This window comes from Curtobacterium sp. MCPF17_018, assembly GCF_003234135.1.
In the GTDB taxonomy this organism is placed as follows: Bacteria; Actinomycetota; Actinomycetes; order Actinomycetales; family Microbacteriaceae; genus Curtobacterium; species Curtobacterium flaccumfaciens.
Map to the genome: position 1 here is coordinate 111,504 of NZ_QKSJ01000004.1, position 21,651 is coordinate 133,154.

Sequence of the window (21,651 nt, forward strand, 5' to 3'; positions counted from 1 at the left end):
CAGGCCCCGGTGCAGGACTTCCCGCCCCACGGGCGGATCGCCCCGACGTGTGGGCGGAACAGGAGGAGCGTTGGCTCGATCAGGCACCCGGCGTGCTGCCGGCGGGACGCGGACCGCGTCACGTCGCACCAGGCCGCTGGACAACGACGGCGTCATCCCCGTCCTCGCCCGCGCTGTGCGCGAGGTCGAGGCCGCGGCACAGCGCGGACCGCTCAAGGCATCGAACCGGACGAAGTTCCAGGCGGTCGCCCTGCTCATGCGCGAAGAGCGCGCGCGGGTGAAGGCCGACACGGAGCTCACCGACGCGCAGCGCGCCGAGCAGCTCAAGCGGCTCGACGGCGTGGCCACGATCCTGGCGAAGACGGCGGCGCGCGACACCAGCGTCATCCAGCTCCTCGCCGAAGAGGTGCAGGTGTCCGAGGCGACGCGTGCGGTCAAGCGCGACATGATGATCGCCGGCGGCATGGAACTGCAGCCGGAGGACCTCGTCATCGCGTCCGAGCCCGCCGCGGTGGTCGAGACCCCGGTGCGGGCCGTCGTGCCGCAGGCGGTCGTGCAGCGCCAGCTCGCGAACCCGTTCATGCCGCCGGACTTCGCCCTCGCCGACCAGCCCGTCGCGCACCCGCGTCGCCTGGCGAACTGGGAACTGTTCGGACCGCTGTTCAAGTCGTTCGAGTACGGCGCGGGCGGGGGAGCGGCGTCGATGCCGCTGCCGGAACCCACGACGCTGCACTCGCGCTCGGGCACCACGCTCATGAAGCACCAGGCGGAACTCGTCGCCGCCGCGGCGCAGGGGCACCGCACGTTCCTGCTCGCCGACGAGCCCGGCCTCGGCAAGACCGCACAGTCGCTGCTCGCCGCCGATGCCGCGAACGCGTTCCCGCTGCTCGTCGTCGTGCCGAACGTCGTGAAGACGAACTGGGCGCGTGAAGCCGAGCGGTGGGTGCCGAACCACCGCGCCACGGTGATCCACGGGGACGGCAACGACCTCGACGGGTTCGCCGACATCGTCATCGTGAACTACGAGATCCTCGACCGGCACGCCGGGTGGCTCGGCAACTTCGGGTTCAAGGGGATGGTCGTCGACGAGGCGCACTTCATCAAGAACAAGGACTCGCAGCGCGCCCGGTTCGTGCTGCAGATCGCCGAGCGCATCCGGCAGCGCACCGCCGCGCCGCTGCTCATGGCGCTGACCGGTACCCCGCTGATCAACTCGGTCGAGGACTTCCGCACCATCTGGGAGTACCTCGGCTGGATCGACGACAAGAAGCCGCGCGCGAAGCTCATGAACGAGCTCGAGGAGATCGGCCTGACGCCGGCCGACCCCGGCTTCTTCGTCGAGGCTCGCCGCGCCGTCATCGACCAGGGCATCGTCCGACGCCGCAAGGTCGACGTCGCCGCGGACATCCCCGCCCGCCGGATCGCCGACATCCCCGTCGAGCTCGACGGTGACGAGGGCCGCTCCATCCGCGACGCCGAGCGCGAGCTCACCGCGAAGCTCGTCCGGCGCTACCACCAGGCGCTCGACGCTCGCACCGGGCAGGACCCGGTCGTCGGCATCGACCACAAGCTGGTCCGCCAGGTCGCGCGCTGGGAGCTCGAGGACCAGGACGCCTCGTCGACCGGCGAGAACGTGTTCTCGATGGTCCGCCGCATCGGCCGGGCCAAGGCCCAGCTCGCGGCCGACTACGCGGCACAGCTCGCCTCGAACGTCGGCAAGGTCGTGTTCTTCGCGAAGCACCTCGACGTGATGGACCAGGCGGAAGAGGTGTTCGCCCGTCGCGGGCTGCGCACCGCCACGATCCGCGGCGACCAGACCCCGACGCAGCGCACGGCCGAGATCGACTCGTTCGTGAACGACCCCGACGTCGCCGTCATCGTCTGCTCGCTGACCGCGGCCGGGGTGGGCCTGAACCTGCAGGTGTCGTCGAACGTCGTGCTCGCCGAGCTGTCGTGGACGAGCGCCGAACAGACCCAGGCGATCGACCGTGTGCACCGCATCGGGCAGGAAGAGCCCGTCACCGCGTGGCGCATCATCGCCGCGCAGACGATCGACACCAAGATCGCCGAGCTCATCGACTCGAAGGCGTCCCTGGCCGCCCGCGCGCTCGACGGTTCGGACGAAGAGGTCGTCGACTCCGGCGACATCCAGCTCGACGCGATGGCCGCGCTGCTGACCGAGGCGCTCGGCGGCTAGGGCCGGCGCGCGGCGCTGTTCCGGACAGCAAAACACCGGTGTTCGTGCACTGAACCGCGTCATGCGCGTGTTCGGAGCGTGAACACCGGTGTTCTGCGAAGGGGCGCCGCGGCGCGACCGCTCAGATGCGGGACTGCACCTCGGCCAGGGACGGGTTGGTCGCCGTCGAGCCGTCGGGGAACACCAGCGTCGGCACGGTCTGGTTGCCGCCGTTGACCTCGGCGACGAGCTCGGCCGTGCCCGGGGTCTGCTCGATGTCGACCTCGGTGAAGGGCACCCCGGCCTTCGACATCTGGTTCTTCAGCCGGGCGCAGTAGCCGCACCACGTGGTGGTGAACATCGTGACGCCGCCGGCTCCGGGCGTGAACTGCTCGCGGGTGATCGTGTCGCTCATCCCTGCAGGCTAACCCCGGGTGCGGGGAAACCCCGCAGTGCCTGGTAGACAAGAGCGTGTGAGCCACACGCACCTCGAGATCGAGCGCACCTACGACCTGCCCGAGGGCGGTGCCCTCCCCGACCTCGTCGGCGCGGGCGGCATCCTCCGCACCGAGCACCAGGAGCCGTTCGAACTGGACGCGACCTACTGGGACACCGAGCGGTACGACCTGGTGGCCGCGCGGGTGACCGTGCGCCGCCGCACCGGCGGCCCCGACGCCGGTTGGCACATCAAGCGCTCGGAGTCGGACACGGTCCGCCACGAGCAGCAGTTCCCCCTGACCGACGACGCCGACACGGTGCCCGACGAGGTCCTCGCCGCGCTCTTCACGGAGCGTCGTGGCCGCGGGCTGCGTCCCGTCGTCCGGATCACCACCACCCGCACCGTCACACGACTGCTCGACGAGGACGGCGACCAGATCGCCGAGCTCGCCGACGACCAGGTCACCGCCCAGCGCCTCGACGACGACGCTCCGGAGACCCCGCGCACCTGGCGCGAGGTCGAGGTCGAGACCGTCGACGGCGTCGACCCGCAGATCGCCCACGAGCTGTTCGCGGCCCTCGACGGGCGCTTCGCGGCCGTCGGCGCCGGCCCCGCCGCCGTCGCGTCCAAGCTGGCACGGGGGCTGGCAGGAGCACCGGCACCGCGCCTCCAGACCGAGGAGAAGCCGGCCAAGGGCACGACCGCACGCATCCTGGCGAAGCGGGTGCGCAAGCTGCGTGTCGCGCTGCTCGGTCAGGAGGCCCGGCTCCGCTCCGGCGACACGGCCGACCTCCGGCAGGCGGCCGACACCACCCTCGAGATCGCGGCGATCCTGGGCGCCTACCGCCCGGCGTTCCCCGACGGCGAGGCCGTCGACCGCGCCGCCGAGGCGGCGGACGGCCTGGCGGGCGTCACCGCGCGTGCGGCGCTGGCCGAGTACCTGATCGACCGGCTGCCGCGGGCGTCGTCGCCGGCGCAGGACGACCTGGTCGACGCGATGACCCGTGAGCGCATCCTCGCCTCGACCCGGGAACGTCGCGACCAGGCGGTGCGGGACGTCGTCGCGTTCCTGCACGGCGAGCCGTTCCTCGAACTGCTCGACGCCCTCGACGACGCTGCCGAGCGTCCTGCGCCGACGGCGTGGTCGCTCCGCGCACCGAAGCAGGTCGCGCAGGACGTCGGCGCCGACGTGAAGCCGCGCGTGCGCGAGCTCGTCCGGGCCGCCGTCGCCGACGACACCTCGGACACCGCCGCCGAGCGCGAGGCCGCTGACCGGACCACCACCGAGGCCGCGTGGCAGGAGACGATGCGCGCCCGGATGGCGATGGACGTGCTCGGCGACGACGCGTTCCCGCACGCGCTGTGGAAGCGGATCGGCACCGCGGCCGACGTGCTGACCGAACGGGTGCGGTCCCTGCACGCCCTCGACATCCTGCGGGCGAACGCGGCGATCGCGGAGCGCGGGGGTGAGGGCACGTTCGGGTACGGGGTGCTCGCGGGGGACCGGGTGCGCCTGGCCGAGGAGTCCTACGACGAGGCGGTGCACGCGCTCAACCGCGTGTGAGCGCGGTGCGGGCGCTGCGTGCGCCGCTGTTCGCCGCTGTTTGCTTGGTGAGCAGAAGAGGTCGGGTCCCGCTTCGGACCCGACCTCTTCTGCTCACGAAGTGCGCGGAACGGCTCAGCCCGCGGCGATCGGGTTGGCGGTCGCGGCGGCCGGCGTCTCGTCGGCGAGCCCGAGCACGTCGAGCAGCCAGGCGAGTTCGAACGCCCGCTCCTTCCACGATGCGTACCGCCCGCTCACGCCACCGTGGCCGGCGGACATCTCGGTCTTCAGCAGCACGGGCGCGCCGACCTCGCGGAGCTTCGCGGTCCACTTCGCGGGCTCGACGTAGAGCACGCGGGTGTCGTTGATCGAGGTCACGGCGAGGATCCGCGGGTACTGCACGTCGTCGCGGACGTTCTCGTACGGGGTGTACTCGCTCATGTAGCGGTAGACCTCGGCGTCGTGCAGCGGGTCGCCCCACTCGTCCCACTCGATGACGGTGAGGGGCAGGTCCGGGTCGAGGATGCTCGTCAGCGCGTCGACGAACGGCACGGCGGCCAGGATGCCGGCGAACCGCTCGGGTGCGAGGTTGGCGACCGCACCCATCAGGAGCCCGCCCGCGCTGCCGCCCTCGGCCACGAGCCGGTCGGCGCTCGTCCGGCCGGACTCGATCAGGTGCTCGGCGACCGCGACGAAGTCGGTGAACGTGTTCTTCTTCGTCAGGGTCTTGCCGTTCTCGTACCAGTGCCGGCCGAGCTCACCGCCACCACGGACGTGCGCGACGGCGAAGACGACACCGCGGTCGAGCATCGACAGGCGCATGACGCTGAAACCGGGGTCGATCGAGTGCTCGTACGAGCCGTAGCCGTACAGGTGCAGCGGTGCCGGGGCGCCGTCCTCGACGGCGTCACGACGCCAGACGAGCGAGATCGGCACACGGGTGCCGTCCGACGCGGTCGCCCAGTCACGTTCCTGCACGTAGTCGGCCGGGTCGTAGCCGCCGAGCACGGGCTGGCGCTTCAGGACGGTGACCTCGCCGGTGGCCAGGTCGAGGTCGCTGACCTCGGAGGGGGTGACGAACGACGTGTACCCGATGCGGAGGGTCGGCTGCTCCCACTCCGGGTTGCCGCCGAGACCCGCCGAGAACAGTGCTTCGTCGAAGGGGACCTCGTGCGCGTCGCCGTAGCCGTCGCCCTCGATCGGGATGATCGCGACGCGGGGGAGCGCCTCGGACCGGTACTCCAGGGCGAGGTGTCCGGCGAAGGCGTCGACCGACTCGATGCGGCGCTCGGTGTGGTGTGCCACGACGACGCGGCGGTCACGCTCGGACGTCGGGTCGTCGGCGGGGACGTCGACGAGCTCGAAGTTCTCGGCGCCGTCGTTGTGCAGCACCAGGAACCGGTCGCTGCCGCCGACGATGGCGTGCTCGATCTCGTACTCGACGCCCTCGCGACGGGGCCAGACGACCTGGAACTCACCCGTCGGGTCCGCGGCGTCGAGGACGTGCGCCTCGGACGTGATCTTCGAGCCGAGCTCGATGACGATGTACTGCGAGGAGCGGGTGACACCGACACCGACCCAGTAGCGGTCGTCGGGCTCCTCGAACACCAGGACGTCCTCAGACGCCGCGGTGCCGACCGTGTGCCGCCAGATCTTGTCCGGACGCCAGGACTCGTCGACCGTGGGGTAGAACACGTAGCGTCCGGCCGGGTCGAAGGTGGCGCCGGCCCCGGTGTTCGGGATGGCGTCGCCGAGGTCGGTCCCCGAGGCCAGGTCCCGCACGTGCAGGGTGTACCGCTCGTCACCCTCGACGTCGATGCCGTAGACCAGGCGGGTGCCGTCGTCGCTGATGTCGTAGGTGCCGAGGGAGAAGAACTCGTGGCCGTCGGCCAGCGCGTTGCCGTCGAGGACCACCTGCTCGCCGGGGAGCGTCGACTCGCCCTCGACGACGGCGGGCGGTGTCCAGTCGTCGCGGCCGGCGATGGGTGTGCGGCAGTGCACGCCGTACTGGCTGCCCTCGGCGGTGCGGGTGAAGTACCACCAGTCGCCCATGCGGACCGGCACCGAGAGGTCGGTCTCCTGCACGCGGCTCTTCACCTCGGCGAAGATGCGGTCCCGCAGCGGCGCGAGGTGCGCGGTCGCGGCGTCGGTGTGGGCGTTCTCGGCTTCGAGGTACGCCAGGGTGTCGGGGGATTCCTTGTCCCGCAGCCACTCGTAGTCGTCGACGAAGTCGATGCCGTGGTGGGTCCGTGTCACGGGCCGCTTGGCGGCGCTGGGCGGGGTGGATGCGGTGTGCTCGTTGCTCACCGTCCCACCCTATTCGCCCGCACCCCCGGTCAGGCCGCCGTGCGCTCGCGCCCGCCCACAGCGGCGTGCACCCGCTGCTCGAACGCCTCGAGCTCGGCGACCACGGCGGGTGCGACCCACGCGCGGTCGCGGCGTCGACCGGTGACCGGACGGAGCACTCCCGCCAGCACCAGGTCGTGCGTGACGCGCTCGACCTCGTCGGCGGTGAGCAGGGTGTCCAGGTGCGCTTCGGTCAGGACGGGGTCGTCGGCGAGTGCCCGGCCGACCACGGCGTGCGGGCCCGAGGCACAGGGGCCGGCGGACCGGTCGGCGTCGTGCTCGGCGAGCAGCAGGGCGCTCAGCGTCGCCTCGTCGCACACCGTCCCGATCGCGAGGGCCAGGTCGACCACGAACCCGGTGACCCGGCCGTCGCGGAACTGCTCCAGGTGCCGGAAGTACCGCAGCCGGTCCGCCGCGAGCGCGGTGGCGACCGGTGCCGTGAGCGTCGTCGTCACCCCGCGTCGCCGCAGGACGGCCCCGATCAGTGCCCGCCCGATCCGACCGTTGCCGTCGGTGAACGGGTGGATCGACTCGAACTGCGCATGGGCGATCGCCGCCTGGGCGATCGGGTGCAGGTCCACGCGGTGCACGAACGCGAACAGGTCGGCCATCAGCGGTGCCACGAGTTCGGGCGGCGGTGGCACGTGGACGGCGTCGCGGGGTGTGGCGCCGCCGCCGATCCAGTTCTGCACCTCGCGGTACCGGCCGGCGTACCGTCCGTCGACCGGATCGTCGCGCATCAGCAGGCGGTGTGCCTCGAGCAGGGAGGCCTCGGTGACGGTGCCCGAGTCCGCTCCGGACACCAGGTGCTCGACGGCGCCGCCGGCCCGGACGACCGCGGTGGCACCAGCGTTCGCCCGGATGCCGACGAGGGCCCGTGCCAGGTCGTCGATCGTCGCGGACTCGTCCTCGATCCGCGACGACGCGACGGCTTCGGTCCGGCCGAGCACGGACCCGAGCGGTGCGAGCCGCGAGCCGTGGCGGACGTCGAGGGTGCGCAAGGCCGTGGCGCTCCGGTCGAGCAGCGCGACGGTCTCGTCGTCGGGTGTCCACCGAGCCCTCGCGATGGACGGGGGCAGCGACACCCGCACGGTGGTCACCAGCCGGTCGTCGCGGCACCCGCGGACGGTGCTCCGCCACGGTCGCTCGGTGCGCTGGTGCGCGGGCCAGGTCTCGCTTCGGTGTGCCATCCCGCGACGGTAGGGCCGCCCGGACGCTCGACGCCAGGAATCGGTGTTTCGCCCGCTCGCCCCCAGGCCCGCCCGGAGCCCGACCGCGCCCTCCGCGTACCGTTGGTGCCATGAGCAACTCCTTCGCGATCACCGGTGCCCACGTCGTCCCCGTCTCCGCCCCCGCCTTCGACGGCGGCGCGGTCGTCGTCGAGGACGGCCGGATCACCGCGATCGGTCCGGACGTGACCCCGCCCGAGGGGATGCCCGTGGTCGACGCAGCCGGTTCGTGGCTGGTGCCCGGGTTCGTCGAGGCGCACGGCCACGTCGGCATCCACGAGGAGGCCAACGGTGAGGCGGGCAACGACACGAACGAGATGACCGCCCCGAACACGGCCGGCGTCCGCGCGATCGACGCGATCGACATCGACGACGAGGGCTTCCGGGACGCGCTCGCCGGCGGGATCACGAGCATCGTCGTCAAGCCCGGCTCCGGCAACCCGATCGGCGGTCAGAGCGTCGCCATCAAGACCTGGGGCGGCCGCACGATCGACGAGCAGCTCATCTCCGACTCGGTGAGCGTGAAGAGCGCCCTCGGCGAGAACCCGAAGCGCGTCTACGGCGGCAAGGGCCAGACGCCCTCGACCCGGCTCGGTGTCGCGAAGATCATCCGCGACGCCTTCGTCGAGGCGCAGAACTACCGGGCCGCCCGTGACGCCGCCGCCGCGAAGGACGAGCCGTTCGCCCGCGACCTGACGAAGGAGACGCTCGTCCGGGTGCTCGACGGCGAGCTCGTCTGGGACCAGCACACCCACCGTCACGACGACATCGCCACCGCGATCCGCCTGTCCGAGGAGTTCGGCTACCGGCTCGTCGTGAACCACGGCACCGAGGCGCACAAGATCGCCGACGTGCTGGCCGCCAAGGACATCCCGGTCATCTACGGCCCGCTCTTCACCAGCCGCTCGAAGGTCGAGCTCCGCGACCGCGGCATCCCGAACCTCGCCGCCATCGCGGCGGCCGGTGTCCGGGTCGCCATCACGACGGACGCGCCGGTCGTGCCGATCAACATGCTCGTCGACCAGGCGACCGCCGCCGTGAAGGAGGGCCTGCCCGCCCAGACCGCACTCGAGGCGCTCACGGTCAACCCGGCCGAGTTCCTCGGGTTCGGGGACCGCGTCGGTCGCCTGGCCGAGGGCTACGACGCCGACCTCGTGCTCTGGGACGGCGACCCGCTCGACGCGACCAGCCGCGCGACGCGCGTCTGGATCGACGGCGAGCCCGTCTTCACGTGGGCCGACGGAGCCGGCGTCACCACGCCGCGCTGGTAGCGAGCACGACACGCAACTGGAGGCGCGGTGCCAGCTGGCACCGCGCCTCCAGTCCGTCGTGGACCCACGCCGCATTTCGCGGTGCGCGACACCTCACGCGCACGCCGCCCCGTGACGTGTCGCTCAGCACGAAACGCGCGCGGCGCACGCGGCGGGGGCGCCGTGTGCTCAGACCTCGCGCGCCAGCAGGTGGTCGTTGATGCGCGTCGTGAGCTCGGCGTCGATCGGACGTGCGTCGCCGTTCACCGAACGGATCGGCGCAGCCTGCCGCACACTCGACACGAGCCAGAGCGCGTCCGCCGCCGCCAGGTCGGCGAGCGTGACGAGTTCGTAGGCGGTCTCGATGCCCTCCTGCTCAGCGAAGCGGAACACGTCGGCCTGCGTCGTGCCGGCCAGGATCCCGATGTCGGTGCGGGGCGTGACGAGCCGGTCGCCGACCTTCATGATCAGGTTGGCGCGCGTGCCCTCGAGCACGTAGCCGTCGCTCGAGACGAACAGGGCGTCGTCGGCGCCGCGGCGGACGGCCTCGCGCAGGGCGGCCATGTTGACGCCGTACGACAGCGTCTTCGCGCCCTGCAGCAGCCACGGCGAGGTGCGCTCGACGTCGTGCCGGTACCCGCGGTCCAGGACGACGACGGAGATGCCCTCGGTGCGTGCGGCCGTGGAGTCGCCCGACGGCGCGGCGTAGACCCACCCGGTCGGGCGGTCGGTGCCCTCGACGCCGCGGGTCAGGACGGTCTTGGCGAAGGCCTCGCGCACCGGGTCGAGGCGGGCGCAGACGGCCTCGATGGCCTGGCGCCAGGCCTCCGGGTCGGGGGCGGGCAGGTCGAGCATCGCGGCGGAGCGGCCGAAGCGGGCGAGGTGCGCCTCGAGGGCCTGGGGCCGGCCGTCGATCACCGTGATCGTCTCGAACACGCCGTCGCCGCGCGTGACGCCGAGGTCCTGCACCTGCACGTGCTCCTCGAGCGGCTTCGCCCAGGTGAAGGCATCGGCCGCGGGGTCGTGCGGCGCGGCGTCGCGGGAGGGCTGGTTGAGGACGGCGAGCACGGTTTCGGTCATGCGTCCATCCAACCCCACGCGGGTGCGTGCGTGCGCGGTGCCGCGGTGTGCGCGCGTGCGTGCGCCGGCGCGCGCGTCAGCCCGCTTCGGGCAGGGCGCCGAGCAGCTTCCACACGGCGGGCGTCAGCTCGGGGTGCTGCAGCGCGATCCGGCGCAGCCGGTGGTACTCCTCGCCGAGCCTGGTGCCCTGCCCGGACGCCGGGTGGCTCGACCACTGCGCGTGCCGCTTGCCGATCGCCTCGTCCAGGTCGACGGCGTCCGCGCGCAGGATCAGCACGACCTGCTCGTCGACGGTGGGGAGCGTCGGCATGAACTCCCACGGGTCCTCGCCCTGACGGCTCCGGTGCTCGACGAGCATCGAGATCTCCTCGGCGGCCTCGGCGCGCAGCACTTCGAGGCTGCGCCCGGTCCTGCGGGGCTCAGCCATGGTGCCCCCGCAGCACGCCTGCCATGGGGAAAGCGTACGACACTCCATCGGTCACACTGGACGCGTGACCCTTCGCGACGAGAGCAAGTCCCAGCATCCCCGGGTGGTGGTCGTGTACCTGCTGCGCGACGGCGAGTCAGGCCCCGAGGTGCTGCTGGGGGAGAAGCGCCGCGGCCTCGGCACGGGCCGTCTGGTCGGCCCCGGCGGCAAGCGCGAGCCCGGTGAGTCGGCGGTCGAGACCGCCGTGCGCGAGGTGCGAGAAGAGGTCGGCCTGCGGCTCGACGCGGTCGACCTGGAGGCCCGTGGCACGTTGGACTACCGGTTCCCGTACCGACCGTCCTGGTCCCAGGTCTCGGACGTCTTCGTCTGCCGCCGCTGGCAGGGCGACCCGTCGGGCTCGGACGAACTGGAGCCGCGGTGGATCCCCGTCGACACCGTGCCCTACGACGCGATGTGGGACGACGCCCGCTACTGGCTGCCGGGGGTGCTCGCCGGCGGCAGCGTCCGCGCGCGGTTCACGTTCGCCGAGGACGACGCGACGGTCGCCGGGTTCACCGGGACGGGCGTCGGCGTCGACGCGGGAGACTAGCGGCCAGCGGCCAGCGGCCAGCGGCCAGCGGCCAGCGGCTAGCGCGGCTGCTGGGTGCGGGTGCTGCCGGTGCGCGCTTCCTCGGCGGCGGCCATGACGTCGGCGTCGCCGCTCCGGCCACCCAGGGGTCGCACGAAGAAGTCGATGATGCCGACGACGATCGCGCCGATCATCGAGAACATCGCCCACCCGACGAACAGCCCGGCGGTGCCGCGGCCGTCGGCGGGCGCGAGCAGGACGCTCGCGGCGTAGAAGCCGACCGTCAGCACGAGGAACACGACGACGACGGTGATGAGGACGCGGTGCCAGGTGATGCGCGGGTTCATCCGATCAGGATACGCGTCAGCGGCACCTCACCGATCCGCGTGCCGGCACGGATGATGCACGCGCATCATGCGACAGAACTCGCGTCGTTCGACTGGTGCACTGTCGGAACATGCGCAAGCAGTCGGTCTGCGCGAGCGGTGCGACCGTCAGGAACGAGCTACCGGTCCGCGTGCCGGCCGTGCGGCGGCTCGTCCGACGTGTCGGACCGAGCCGACGCCCTGGAGCCCTCGGTGCGTGGGACGGGACGCGTGCGCGGTCCGGTCCCCGCGCCTCCTGGCCGTTGCACCGGGCCGGTGCGGTCCCCGGGGCGCTGCACGGCGATGCGACCGGTCGGTGTCGCGTCCGGCTCCAGGCCGTCGCGACCGCCGGTGAAGACGTCGCCGCCGGTGCGGTCGTCCTCCCAGTCGTCGTCGCGCAGCACGCTCAGGGTGCCGGTCTCGGTGGAGGTCAGGCCGTGGCGCTCGAGCTCGGCGTCGCGCTGCCCACCGAGGAACTCGCGGTTGGCGGTGTTGGCGTCCTGGAACATCGTGGTCCTGCCGGTGACGATCGCCCGGATCCGTCGGCGCTCCCACCACTTCTTGCCGAAGTACATCAGCACCAGGCCGGCCGTGGCGTAGCAGGCCATCGTGATCAGGCCGCGGGCCGGGCCGGGGCCGACGCCGTAGACCTGGTGCTTGATCATGTCGACCATGCTCGAGCCGACGACGACGTTGTTCAGCCAGGCGAAGGGCTCGGGCATGAACCACTTCGGGTAGGCGCCGCCGGACGAGGGCATGGACAGGAAGACGAAACAGATCATCGCGGGCGCGGCGATGAACCGGCCGACGAAGTAGCTCAGGCCGTTCACCGCCAGGCCGATCGCCACGATCCAGCCCCACGCGATGAGCACGAGCTGGATCCAGTGCCCGTGGATGGCACCGAGCACCGGCCCGGCGAGCGTGTTCGTGATGAGCGAGATGACGAGGCCGCCGACCACGATGACCGTCATCCGTGTGCGGTGCCGGAGCGGGCCGCCCATGATGCCGATGAACATCGCGACCATGTAGCCGCCGATGCACCACGCGAGCATGACGTACATCGCGACGGTGCCGTACTCGTCCCACGCCGGCAGGGGTGCGAGCTCGGTGACCTTCGGGGTCGCGACGCCCAGGCCGGTCAGCACCGCGGTGAGGGTGGCCGGTACGAGGCTCGCGACCTGGAACTGGTGCGCGCTCGCCTTGAAGAACTCGTTCGCAGCGGGGTCGTACGCGACCGCCATCGAGCCGCCCACCACGTCGCGCTTCGCCTGCGCGAGCGAGTCGTACGAGTGGAACACGAACTCGCCGGGCAACGCCTGCTGCACCGCCTGGACGAACGCCGGGTCGCTGCCGATCAGGGCGATGGGGACGTCGTGCGGATGCGGGGCGTGGAACGCGAAGACGTAGCACAGGCAGAACCCGACGATGAAGAACAGCGGCATCCAGAGCTGCAGGCCGATCAACTGCAGCGACGGGTGCAGGGTCGAGTACCACCGGCGGTAGGCACCGTGCTGCTGGGGCGCGGGCACCGGAGCCTGTCGTCGGGGTACCGAACGCGTGTGCCCGGCGACCTTGCCACCACGACGCGGCTTGGTCCCACGTGCCGAGGGGCGGGTCCCGCGCGGCTTCGGCGGCGTGGGACGGGAACCGCCGGGGCGCTCCGGTCCGTCGTCGTTCCTGGGGACGTCGTTCCGCGGCGTGCTCACTCGGCGCTCTGCTCCTGCTCTCGATCGGAGCGCCAGGATACGCCCGGGGTGCTCAGGAGCGACTGCGCGACGCCTGCGCCGAGTCCATCGCGAGTTCCTCGGCGTCGAGGGTCACGAGCACACGGCGCATGACCTCCTCGTCGAGGTTCCCCTTCTCCCGCTCCTCGAGCACGATCTCGCGGCGGCGGTCGAGGAGCTCGCGCCGGATGTCCTGGATCTGCGAGCCACGCAGGCGCAGTGCGACGTTCCGCCCCTCGTCCTCTTCTTCCTCGGCGTCCTGACGGAACGTCTCGGCCTGACGCTCGAGTCGCGCCTTCAGCCGGTTCACCACCGAGTCGACGGCTTCCGAGCCGTACTGCTTCGCCCACGCCGGACGCCGCTTCTCGAGCAGCTCGATCGCGGCCTCGGTGGTGCGCTGGTTGAGCCGCATCTCGCTGCGCACGTCCTCCTCGCCCTCGGCCGGGTCCTGCACCTTGAGCGCGCGGATGACGAACGGCAGGGTGAGTCCCTGCAGCAGCAGGGTGCCGACGGTGACGAAGAAGGCGATGATGAAGATCGTGTCCTGCGCCGGGATCTGCGTGGGGCTCGCGACGACGGACACCGCAGCCGCCAGGGTCACCACACCGCGCATGCCCGTCCACGAGATGACGGTGAGCTCCCGCCAGTTGAGCTTCGGCTCGGCGGAACCGCGCATCCACCGCAGCGACGGGTGTCCTCGGGACAGCTTGATCCGCAGCGGCCGGAGCCACTTCCCGTTGATGCGGTTGCGCGCGTAGGACTCGAACACGAACAGCGGCCGCACCAGGATCACGACGACGAGCACGACGGCCGCAGCGGTGAGCGTCTGCCCGAGACTCCGCTCGCTCTCGACCAGGTCCTGCACGACGGTGTTGAGCTGCAGGCCGATGAGCGCGAACACGAAGCCCTCGAGGATGACGTCGATGCTCGTCCAGAGCGGACGCTCCTGCAGTCGGGTGGCGTAGCCCTCCTTGGGCGAGTTGTAGCCGATGTACAGGCCGGCCGTGACGACCGCGATGACCCCGGAGCCGGACAGGTCCTCGGCGAGGATGTAGGCGACGAAGGGCAGCAGGATGCTCATGATCGTCTCGACCACGGGGTCGTTGATGCGCATCCGGATCCAGTGCACGACGACGCCGAGCACGATGCCGACGACCAGACCGACGCCGATCGCCAAGCCGAAGATGCCGAGGTCCTGCCAGATCGTCAGTGACGTGCCCGCGATGATGAGCGTGAACACCCGCACCAGGGTCAGCGAGGCCGCATCGTTGATCAGGCTCTCGCCGGACAGCACGGTCATGACGCGCCGGGGCAGTCCGAGCTTCCGACCGATCGCGGCGGCGGACACGGCGTCCGGCGGCGCGACGATCGCGCCGAGCAGGATCGCCGCAGGCAGGGTCATGTCCGGGATGAGCAGGTACGCCACCCCGCCGACGACCAGGGCGGTGACGATCACCAGGAAGATGCCGAGCCGTCGGATCTGCTTGATCGAGCCGCGGAAGCTCTGCCACGACACGTCGAGGGCGGCCGAGTAGAGCAGCGGCGGCAGGATCACCGTGAGGATGACCTCGGAGTCGATCTCCATCGGCGGCAGCCCGGGCAGGAACGAGGCGGCCAGGGCGACCGCCGTGACGAGCAGTGGAGCGGGGAGTCCCTTGGCCCGGGCGAACCCCGTCACCGCGAGCGATCCGATCAGCAGGATGAGGAGCTCAGCGGTGTCCATGGACGCATTCTCCCATCGGCATGGTTCCGAAGCTGAACGAGCGTGAAGCTGCGGTGAACGACAGGTTGCCGATCAGGTTTGCTCGAAGGGCCGACGCCTGGGACACTTGCCCGCGGTGGACATCACACTCATAGTCGTCCTGGTCATCGCGTTGGCCCTCTTCTTCGACTTCACAAACGGTTTTCACGACACCGCCAACGCGATGGCGACCCCGATCGCGACCGGCGCCATGAAGCCCAAGGTGGCGGTCACCGTCGCTGCGGTGCTCAACCTGGTCGGTGCGTTCCTCAGCACCGCCGTGGCGACGTCGATCTCGCACGGGTTGATCAACGAGGGGCCCGGTGGCGTCGCCATCAGCCCGGAGATGATCTTCGCGGGCCTGATCGGGGCAGTCGTCTGGAACATGATCACGTGGCTCCGTGGGCTGCCGTCGTCGTCGTCGCACGCACTGTTCGGCGGGCTGATCGGTGCCGCGATCGTCGGCGCCGGGTTCCAGTCGGTCAACTACGTCGCGCTGCTGACGGTCGTGATCATCCCGGCGTTCGCCTCGCCCGTGATTGCCGCGCTCGTGTCGTTCCTGTCGACGCGCATCGCGTACCGGATCACGAAGCGTCCGGTGTTCCCGAACGAGCGCGGCGGGTTCCGCATCGGGCAGGTCTTCACCAGCTCGATGGTGTCCCTGGCACACGGCACCAACGACGCGCAGAAGACGATGGGTGTCATCACGCTGACCCTCATCGCCTCGGGCGCGCAGCCGTCGAACCAGGGCGTGCAGTTCTGGGTCGTCGTCGCCTGTGCCCTCGCGATCGCCCTCGGTACCTACACCGGCGGTTGGCGCATCATCCGCACCCTCGGCTCGGGCATCACCGAGATCCGTGCGACGCAGGGCTTCGCCGCCGAGGCCTCGACCGCCGCGACGATCCTCGCCTCCAGCCACCTCGGCTTCGCGCTGTCGACCACGCAGGTGTCCTCGGGGTCCATCATCGGTGCCGGGCTCGGCCGTCGTGGCTCGAAGATCCAGTGGTCGACCGCCGGCAAGATCGTCATCGCCTGGTTCATCACCCTGCCCGCGGCCGCCGCGGTCGGTGCGGTCGCCTCGGGCATCGCCCGCCTCGGCGTCATCGGGCTCGTGCTCGACGCCGTGATCGGAGCCGTCGTCATCCTCGGCCTGTACCTGTGGTCGCTCCGCAAGCCGCACGAGCAGGCCTCCGCGATCGAGGTCGACGTCGCCGCGAACGCGGTCCTGACCCGCAAGGAGCTGCGTGACATGCAGCGCAAGAAGCGTGCCGACGCGGTCGCCCAGCGTCGCGCCGAACTGAGCCGCGAGCGCACGCTCCGTCGCATGGCGGCCCGCAAGGGAGGCCGTCGCTGATGGGCATCGACTGGTTCGCATTCCTCACCGTGGCGCTCGTCGCCGTGGTCTCGTCGTGCTTCGTCGTCGCCGTGTACTCGGTCGGCCTCCGTTTCTGGAGCGCCGCCGACACCCGCGAAGGCAAGTTCACCGTGAAGGACGACGGCACGATCGGCCCGGCCACCGCCGGCTTCCCGAACCCGGCCGGAGCCTCGGCGGCCGCACGTGCGCTCCGTGCCGCGGCCATCGCGTGCTTCGTCGTGTGCGGCGCCGTCGTGCTCTACGGCATCTACCTCATCGTCCCGCAGTTCCACTGACGGGCACGCTCACCGGGTGAGCAGAAGACGCCGGGTCGCCCCTCGCGACCCGGCGTCTTCTGCGTCCGCTGCTCGAACTGCGCACTTCGGGAGCAGAAGCGGCCGGGTCGCGGTCTGCGAGCCGACCCGTTCTGCTCACGACGTGTGCGCGAGGGCGCCCAGGCGTGAGCACGGTGCGAGCGGGCGAAATGCCCGCGCCTTCGCGCGCTTGCACCCCGGTCTTTCGCCCGCTCGCGGCGGGGCGTGACCGCGGGTCGGACGGGAGGCCCGTGGCGGCTTGGCACCGGGCCTCCAGGCCGTCGCGTGGCGAGCGGGCGAAATGCCGCGGTGCGCTGCGGAGGCAACCCCGGTATTCCGCCCGCTCGCGCGGGCGGGGCGTTCTTGGTGAGCAGGAGATGTCGGGTCGCGGTCGGCGGCCCGACCCGTTCCGCTCACGAAGTGTGAGGGCGCCCACCTCGGGCGTGCGCCCCTGGCGCGAGCGGGCGAAATGCCCGCGTCTTCGCGCGCGGGCACCCCGGTCTTTCGCCCGCTCGCGGCCGGGCGTGACCGCGGGTCGGACGGGAGGCCCGTGGCGGGTTGGCACCGGGCCTCCAGGCCGTCGCGTGGCGAGCGGGCGAAATGCCCGCGTGCGTTGCGGAGGCGACCCCGGTGTTCCGCCCGCTCGCGCAGGCGGCGCGTTCGGTGAGCAGAAGATGTCGGGTCGCCGTCTGGGACCCGACATCTTCTGCTCACGAAGCGACGGGAGGCCCGTGGCGGCCTGGCACCGGGCCTCCAGGCCGTCGCGTGGCGAGCGGGCGAAACGCCCGCGTGCGGTGCCGAGGCGACCCCGGTATTCCGCCCGCTCGCGCAGGAACGCCGCCGGTCCCACCAGCCCCGGCGCGTTCCCGGACCGGCCGGACGGACGGGACTAGCCTCGACGTGTGACCGGCAACGAGGAGGCACCTGTGACGACGACGACGCGGACCGAGAGCGACTCGCTGGGATCACGGGAGGTCCCGAACGACGCGTACTGGGGCATCAACACGTTGCGGGCACTGGAGAACTTCCCGATCACCTCCGTTCCGATCGCCGTGTACCCGGACCTCATCGAGGCGCTCGTCACGGTGAAGCAGGCTGCGGCGCGGGCGAACCGGGCGATCGGTGTCCTCGACGAGGAGCGCGCCGATGCGATCGACCGCGCGGCGCAGGAGGTCCGCGACGGGGCCCTCCGCGAGCAGTTCGTCGTCGACGTCGTGCAGGGCGGTGCGGGGACGAGCACGAACATGAACACGAACGAGGTGCTCGCGAACCGGGCGCTCGAACTCCTCGGACGGGAGCGGGGCGACTACGCGTACCTGCACCCGATCGACCACGTGAACCGCAGCCAGTCGACGAACGACACGTACCCGACGAGCATCAAGATCGCGATGATCTTCGGCGTCCGCCGTCTGATCGTGCAGCTCGAAGAGCTCTCCGCGGCGTTCGCCGAGCGGGGCCGCGCCTTCGCCGACGTGCTGAAGGTGGGCCGGACGCAGTTGCAGGACGCGGTGCCGATGACCCTCGGGCAGGAGTTCACCGGCTTCTCGCACACGATCCAGGAGGACGCGGACCTGCTCCGCAAGGTGATGCCGCTGCTCGCCGAGATGAACCTGGGCGCGACGGCGATCGGCACCGGGATCACCGCGGACCCGCTCTACCGTGACGAGGTCCGTCGGCAGCTGCAGGAGGCGAGCGGCATCGACGTCGTCACCGCCCCCGACCTCATCGAGGCGACGAGCGACGCCGGTGCGTTCATGACCCTGTCCGGCACCGTGAAGCGCAGCGCCGCGAAGCTCTCGAAGATCTGCAACGACCTGCGGCTGCTGTCGTCCGGTCCGCAGGCGGGTCTCGGCGAGATCACCCTGCCGGCTCGCCAGGCCGGCTCGTCGATCATGCCGGGCAAGGTCAACCCGGTGATCCCCGAGGTCGTGAACCAGATCGCCTACGCGGTCGCCGGGGCCGACACCACCGTGACGATGGCGGCGGAGAGCGGGCAGCTGCAGCTCAACGCCTTCGAGCCGATCATCGCCCACTCGATCCTGCAGTCACTGCAGTGGATGTCCCGCGGCTGCGCGACCCTGCGTGAGCACTGCGTCGTCGGCATCGAGGCGAACGAGGCGAAGCTCGCGGCCCAGGTCGACACGAACGTCGGCGTCGTCACCGCGCTCACGCCGTACATCGGGTACGCCGCGGCGGCGTCCATCGCGCACACGGCGCTGACCACCTCGACGCCGATCTCGACGCTCGTCGTGGCCGCGGGGCTGATGGAGGAGGACCAGGTCATGCGGGTGCTCAGCCCGGCGCGGCTGTCGGGCATCGAGCTGGCGACGGGCGCGATCCCGATCATCACCGAGGAGATGCTGGACGCCGAGGCGCGCAAGCGCTGACGCGGGGCGCCCGCGGGCCCACGCACCCACCCGTCACGGCAGCGGCCGCTCGCCCACCCGCACCTGCTGCGCCAGCGCCCGCAGGTGCTCCTCGCCCGGGGTCGGCTCGGCGTCCTCTTCCTCGGCCACCCGCGCGGCCTCGGCCCGGACGTGCTGCGCGGCCGCGATGTCCTGGTCCCGCCAGCGCGCGAGCGTGAAGTTCCGCGTGACGTCCCGCAGCGGCAGCCGGATCGACTCGTCCGCCTCGATGCCTGCGAGCAGTTGCCGCATCCGGATCACCTCGGAGTCGAGCTCCCCGCCGACCACGAGCACGAAGTTCGAGATGTACAGGTACACGAGCAGCAGGATCGCGCCACCGAGCCACCCGTAGGCGCGGTTCCCGCCACCGAGGGTCTCCACGTAGAGCGCGAACCCCACCGTGGCGACGGCCCAGGTCACGATCGCGAACGCGGCACCGGCCGACACCCACCGCAGCTGCGGGGTCTTCACGTTCGGCGTCGCGTAGTAGAGCACCGCCACCATGACGACGAGGTCGGCCGCGAGCACCGGCCACTTCACCACGTTCCACACGTCGTCGATCCAGGGCGCCCACCCGAGCTGTCGGATGACGGCCTCGGAGATCGTCGGCGTGCCGAGCAGGATGACGATGGCGACGGCGCCGCCGACCATGACGAGCAGCGTGACGAGGAGCATCATGCTGCGGAACTTCCAGATCCGCCGGCCCTCCTCGACCTCGTAGGCGGTGTTCATCGCCCGTCCGAACGCCGTCGCGTAGCCGGACAGTGACCAGAGCGTCAGCACGACGCCGATCGTGAACCCGAGCCAGGGGTTGTCCAGGGTCAGCAGCTGCCGGAGCGGCCCCTCGAGGTGCTCGGCGGTCTCCGGCCTGACGATGAACCCGAGGACCTGGACGATGTCCGTCAGGCTGTCGCCCTTGCGGTCGACGATCGACAGCGCCGACACGACCGCCAATGCGGTCGGGAAGACCGTGAGCAGGGCGAAGAACGTCAGCGACGCGGCCGCGTCGACGACGCGGTGCCGGATGACCGAGTGGTAGGTGCGCCGGACGACGGCACGGACTCCGGTCCGCTGGAGGTCGCGCGATGCGCTGTCCGGCATGTGTCGTACGGTACCCGACACGTGCGGTCCTGGAGGCGCGGTGCGGGCCCGCCTCGCGCCTCCGGTCCTGGGGTGGTCGCGTCCCACCCGCAGCCCGCGTAGCCGAGTCTCGCCCCGGCGGACAGTCTCCCGCGCGTTCGGCCGCGGAACTGTCCGCGTAGCCGAGTCTCGGCGAGGCGAGTCGAGGCGACCCGACCGCACCGCACCGCCTGTCAGTTGGCGTGGGGGTGCAGCGCGTCGTAGCGGCGGAACGACGGGACCATCCGGAGGAGCAGCGCGACGAGGCCGATGATGAGCACGCCGCCGATGACCGGCGGGTACGCGATGCCGGCCGCGACGACCAGGCCGGCGTACAGGTCGCCGAGCCGCGGGCCGCCCGTGACCACCACGATGAAGATGCCCTGCAGCCGACCGCGCATGCCGTCCGGCGACGCCGCCTGCAGGATCGTGTTCCGGAACACCGAGCTGACGTTGTCCGCGCCGCCGGCCATCGCCAGGAACAGCGCCGCGAGCCCGAGTGCCGGCAGGATCTCGACGCCGAACGCCTCGCCCGAGCGGCCGCCGAGCACGTGCGCCAGCGCGATGACCACACCGAACGCCGCGATCGCGCCGCCGTACGCGGTGATGGCCCAGCCGACGGCCTCACCCTGGCGTCGGACGTGCCCGAGCGGCCCGGAGAACACGCTCGACAGCAGCGCCCCGATCGCGTACGCGGCGGTCAGGGTCCCGACGGTGATCGACCCACCGCCGATGACGAGCGCGCCGATCGCGGGGAACAGCACACGCGGCTGCCCGAAGGTCATCGCGACGATGTCGAGCACGAACGTCATCGTGATGTTGCGTGACCGCCGCAGGAACTTCGCGCCCTCGATGAGCGAGCCGAGCCCGGGCCGCAGTGCGTCGTGGTCGGCGGCCATCCGGGGCAGCGTGAACACCCCGAGGAACGCGAACGTGAAGAGCACGACGTCGATCGTGTAGGTCGGCGCGAACCCGACGCTCGCGATGAGCACGCCCGCGATCGCCGGACCGACGGTGACCTGGAACCCCGACGCGATCCCGCCCAGGGCGCTCGCCGCGGGCAGCAGGTCGGTGCCGACGAGCCGCGGGACGATGGCGGAGCGGGAGGCGTTGCTGACGGTGGCGGCCACGGCGTTGACCGTCGCGAGCACGTAGAGCAGTGCGACGCTGTGCAGGTCGAGCCAGGCGTGCGTGGCGATCAGGGCGACGGCGACCCACGCGATCATCGACGACACGAGCGCGACGAGGCGTCGGTCGAAGGCGTCCGCGAGCATGCCGCCGTACAGGCCGGCGACGATCATCGGCACGAGCGCGATGACACCCACCAGGGCCACGGCGAAGGTCGAGCGGGTGATCTCGTAGACCTCGAGCCCGACGGCGACGGTGGTCATCTGGGTACCGATGCCGGCGATCGCGGTGCCGGCCCACAGCCGGGCGAAGGCGGGGGAGCGGCGGAGCGGGGTGAGGTCGGCGAGCAGGCGGCGGCGCGGCGGTGCGGGAGTCGATGGTGTCACGGTGGAACCATTCTGCGGGCTGGACGCTCGTTGCGCGTGCCCGGTGCGCGCTCTGGT

General features: G+C 71.5%; 17 protein-coding genes. 7 read left to right on the plus strand and 10 right to left on the minus strand.

Annotated elements, in window-relative coordinates; all coding sequences use genetic code 11:
- Positions 1-70 precede the first annotated feature (70 nt).
- Positions 71-2,197, plus strand: a complete 2,127-nt coding sequence (locus tag DEJ27_RS06540; protein WP_071245021.1) for a DEAD/DEAH box helicase — start codon at positions 71-73, stop codon at positions 2,195-2,197.
- Positions 2,198-2,318: 121 nt separating this feature from the next.
- On the opposite strand, the gene DEJ27_RS06545 is transcribed toward DEJ27_RS06540, so the two are convergent.
- Complete coding sequence (locus DEJ27_RS06545) at positions 2,319-2,591, minus strand: mycoredoxin (RefSeq protein WP_110859243.1); 273 nt, start codon at positions 2,589-2,591, stop codon at positions 2,319-2,321.
- A 58-nt stretch (positions 2,592-2,649) separates the two neighbouring features.
- Between DEJ27_RS06545 and DEJ27_RS06550 the strand changes: the two genes are divergently transcribed.
- A complete protein-coding gene (locus DEJ27_RS06550) occupies positions 2,650-4,179 on the plus strand; it encodes a CYTH domain-containing protein (RefSeq protein WP_071405572.1) in 1,530 nt (509 codons plus the stop codon).
- Between the two features lie 114 nt (positions 4,180-4,293).
- Here DEJ27_RS06550 and DEJ27_RS06555 read toward each other — a convergent pair whose 3' ends face one another.
- Positions 4,294-6,465 (minus strand): S9 family peptidase, encoded by a 2,172-nt coding sequence (locus tag DEJ27_RS06555; RefSeq protein WP_110859244.1) that lies wholly within the window; start codon positions 6,463-6,465, stop codon positions 4,294-4,296.
- A 29-nt stretch (positions 6,466-6,494) separates the two neighbouring features.
- Positions 6,495-7,694: a Fic family protein gene (locus DEJ27_RS06560; RefSeq protein ID WP_110859245.1), complete on the minus strand. Its 1,200-nt coding sequence runs from the start codon at positions 7,692-7,694 to the stop codon at positions 6,495-6,497.
- Between the two features lie 110 nt (positions 7,695-7,804).
- On the opposite strand from DEJ27_RS06560, the gene DEJ27_RS06565 reads away from it, so the two are divergent.
- Positions 7,805-9,004 carry an amidohydrolase gene (locus tag DEJ27_RS06565; protein WP_110859246.1) on the plus strand — a complete coding sequence of 400 codons (1,200 nt, stop codon included), beginning with the start codon at positions 7,805-7,807 and terminating at the stop codon, positions 9,002-9,004.
- 168 nt (positions 9,005-9,172) lie between these two features.
- Here DEJ27_RS06565 and DEJ27_RS06570 read toward each other — a convergent pair whose 3' ends face one another.
- Together DEJ27_RS06570 and DEJ27_RS06575 are read right to left on the minus strand one after the other, a co-directional pair.
- On the minus strand, positions 9,173-10,063 hold the full coding sequence (locus DEJ27_RS06570; protein ID WP_111090538.1) for an aminodeoxychorismate lyase: 891 nt from the start codon (positions 10,061-10,063) through the stop codon (positions 9,173-9,175).
- Between the two features lie 76 nt (positions 10,064-10,139).
- Positions 10,140-10,490 carry a tryptophan synthase subunit alpha gene (locus tag DEJ27_RS06575; protein WP_027464736.1) on the minus strand — a complete coding sequence of 117 codons (351 nt, stop codon included), beginning with the start codon at positions 10,488-10,490 and terminating at the stop codon, positions 10,140-10,142.
- A 64-nt stretch (positions 10,491-10,554) separates the two neighbouring features.
- On the opposite strand from DEJ27_RS06575, the gene DEJ27_RS06580 reads away from it, so the two are divergent.
- A complete protein-coding gene (locus DEJ27_RS06580) occupies positions 10,555-11,079 on the plus strand; it encodes an 8-oxo-dGTP diphosphatase (protein WP_181420004.1) in 525 nt (174 codons plus the stop codon).
- Between the two features lie 38 nt (positions 11,080-11,117).
- Here DEJ27_RS06580 and DEJ27_RS06585 read toward each other — a convergent pair whose 3' ends face one another.
- The 3 genes from DEJ27_RS06585 to DEJ27_RS06595 form a co-directional block, all read right to left on the minus strand.
- Positions 11,118-11,405 carry a hypothetical protein gene (locus DEJ27_RS06585; protein WP_027464737.1) on the minus strand — a complete coding sequence of 96 codons (288 nt, stop codon included), beginning with the start codon at positions 11,403-11,405 and terminating at the stop codon, positions 11,118-11,120.
- Positions 11,406-11,563: 158 nt separating this feature from the next.
- On the minus strand, positions 11,564-12,952 hold the full coding sequence (locus DEJ27_RS06590; protein WP_110859249.1) for an ABC transporter permease: 1,389 nt from the start codon (positions 12,950-12,952) through the stop codon (positions 11,564-11,566).
- A gap of 229 nt (positions 12,953-13,181) precedes the next feature.
- The gene (locus tag DEJ27_RS06595) at positions 13,182-14,870 is read right to left on the minus strand and encodes a sodium:proton antiporter (protein ID WP_110859250.1); all 1,689 of its coding nucleotides are present in this window, start codon (positions 14,868-14,870) and stop codon (positions 13,182-13,184) included.
- Between the two features lie 115 nt (positions 14,871-14,985).
- Between DEJ27_RS06595 and DEJ27_RS06600 the strand changes: the two genes are divergently transcribed.
- The 3 genes from DEJ27_RS06600 (at position 14,986) to DEJ27_RS06610 (ending at position 18,943) form a co-directional block, all read left to right on the plus strand.
- Positions 14,986-16,242, plus strand: coding sequence for an inorganic phosphate transporter (locus tag DEJ27_RS06600; RefSeq protein ID WP_111090539.1), 1,257 nt, complete (start codon positions 14,986-14,988; stop codon positions 16,240-16,242).
- Complete coding sequence (locus DEJ27_RS06605; protein ID WP_110859251.1) at positions 16,242-16,538, plus strand: hypothetical protein; 297 nt, start codon at positions 16,242-16,244, stop codon at positions 16,536-16,538. Before DEJ27_RS06600 ends, DEJ27_RS06605 begins: the two co-directional genes overlap by 1 nt.
- A 944-nt stretch (positions 16,539-17,482) precedes the next feature.
- Positions 17,483-18,943 (plus strand): aspartate ammonia-lyase, encoded by a 1,461-nt coding sequence (locus DEJ27_RS06610; RefSeq protein WP_258367025.1) that lies wholly within the window; start codon positions 17,483-17,485, stop codon positions 18,941-18,943.
- A gap of 33 nt (positions 18,944-18,976) precedes the next feature.
- Here DEJ27_RS06610 and DEJ27_RS06615 read toward each other — a convergent pair whose 3' ends face one another.
- Complete coding sequence (locus DEJ27_RS06615) at positions 18,977-20,062, minus strand: YihY/virulence factor BrkB family protein (protein WP_110859253.1); 1,086 nt, start codon at positions 20,060-20,062, stop codon at positions 18,977-18,979.
- Positions 20,063-20,274: 212 nt separating this feature from the next.
- The gene (locus DEJ27_RS06620) at positions 20,275-21,594 is read right to left on the minus strand and encodes an MFS transporter (RefSeq protein WP_110859254.1); all 1,320 of its coding nucleotides are present in this window, start codon (positions 21,592-21,594) and stop codon (positions 20,275-20,277) included.
- Positions 21,595-21,651 lie beyond the last annotated feature (57 nt).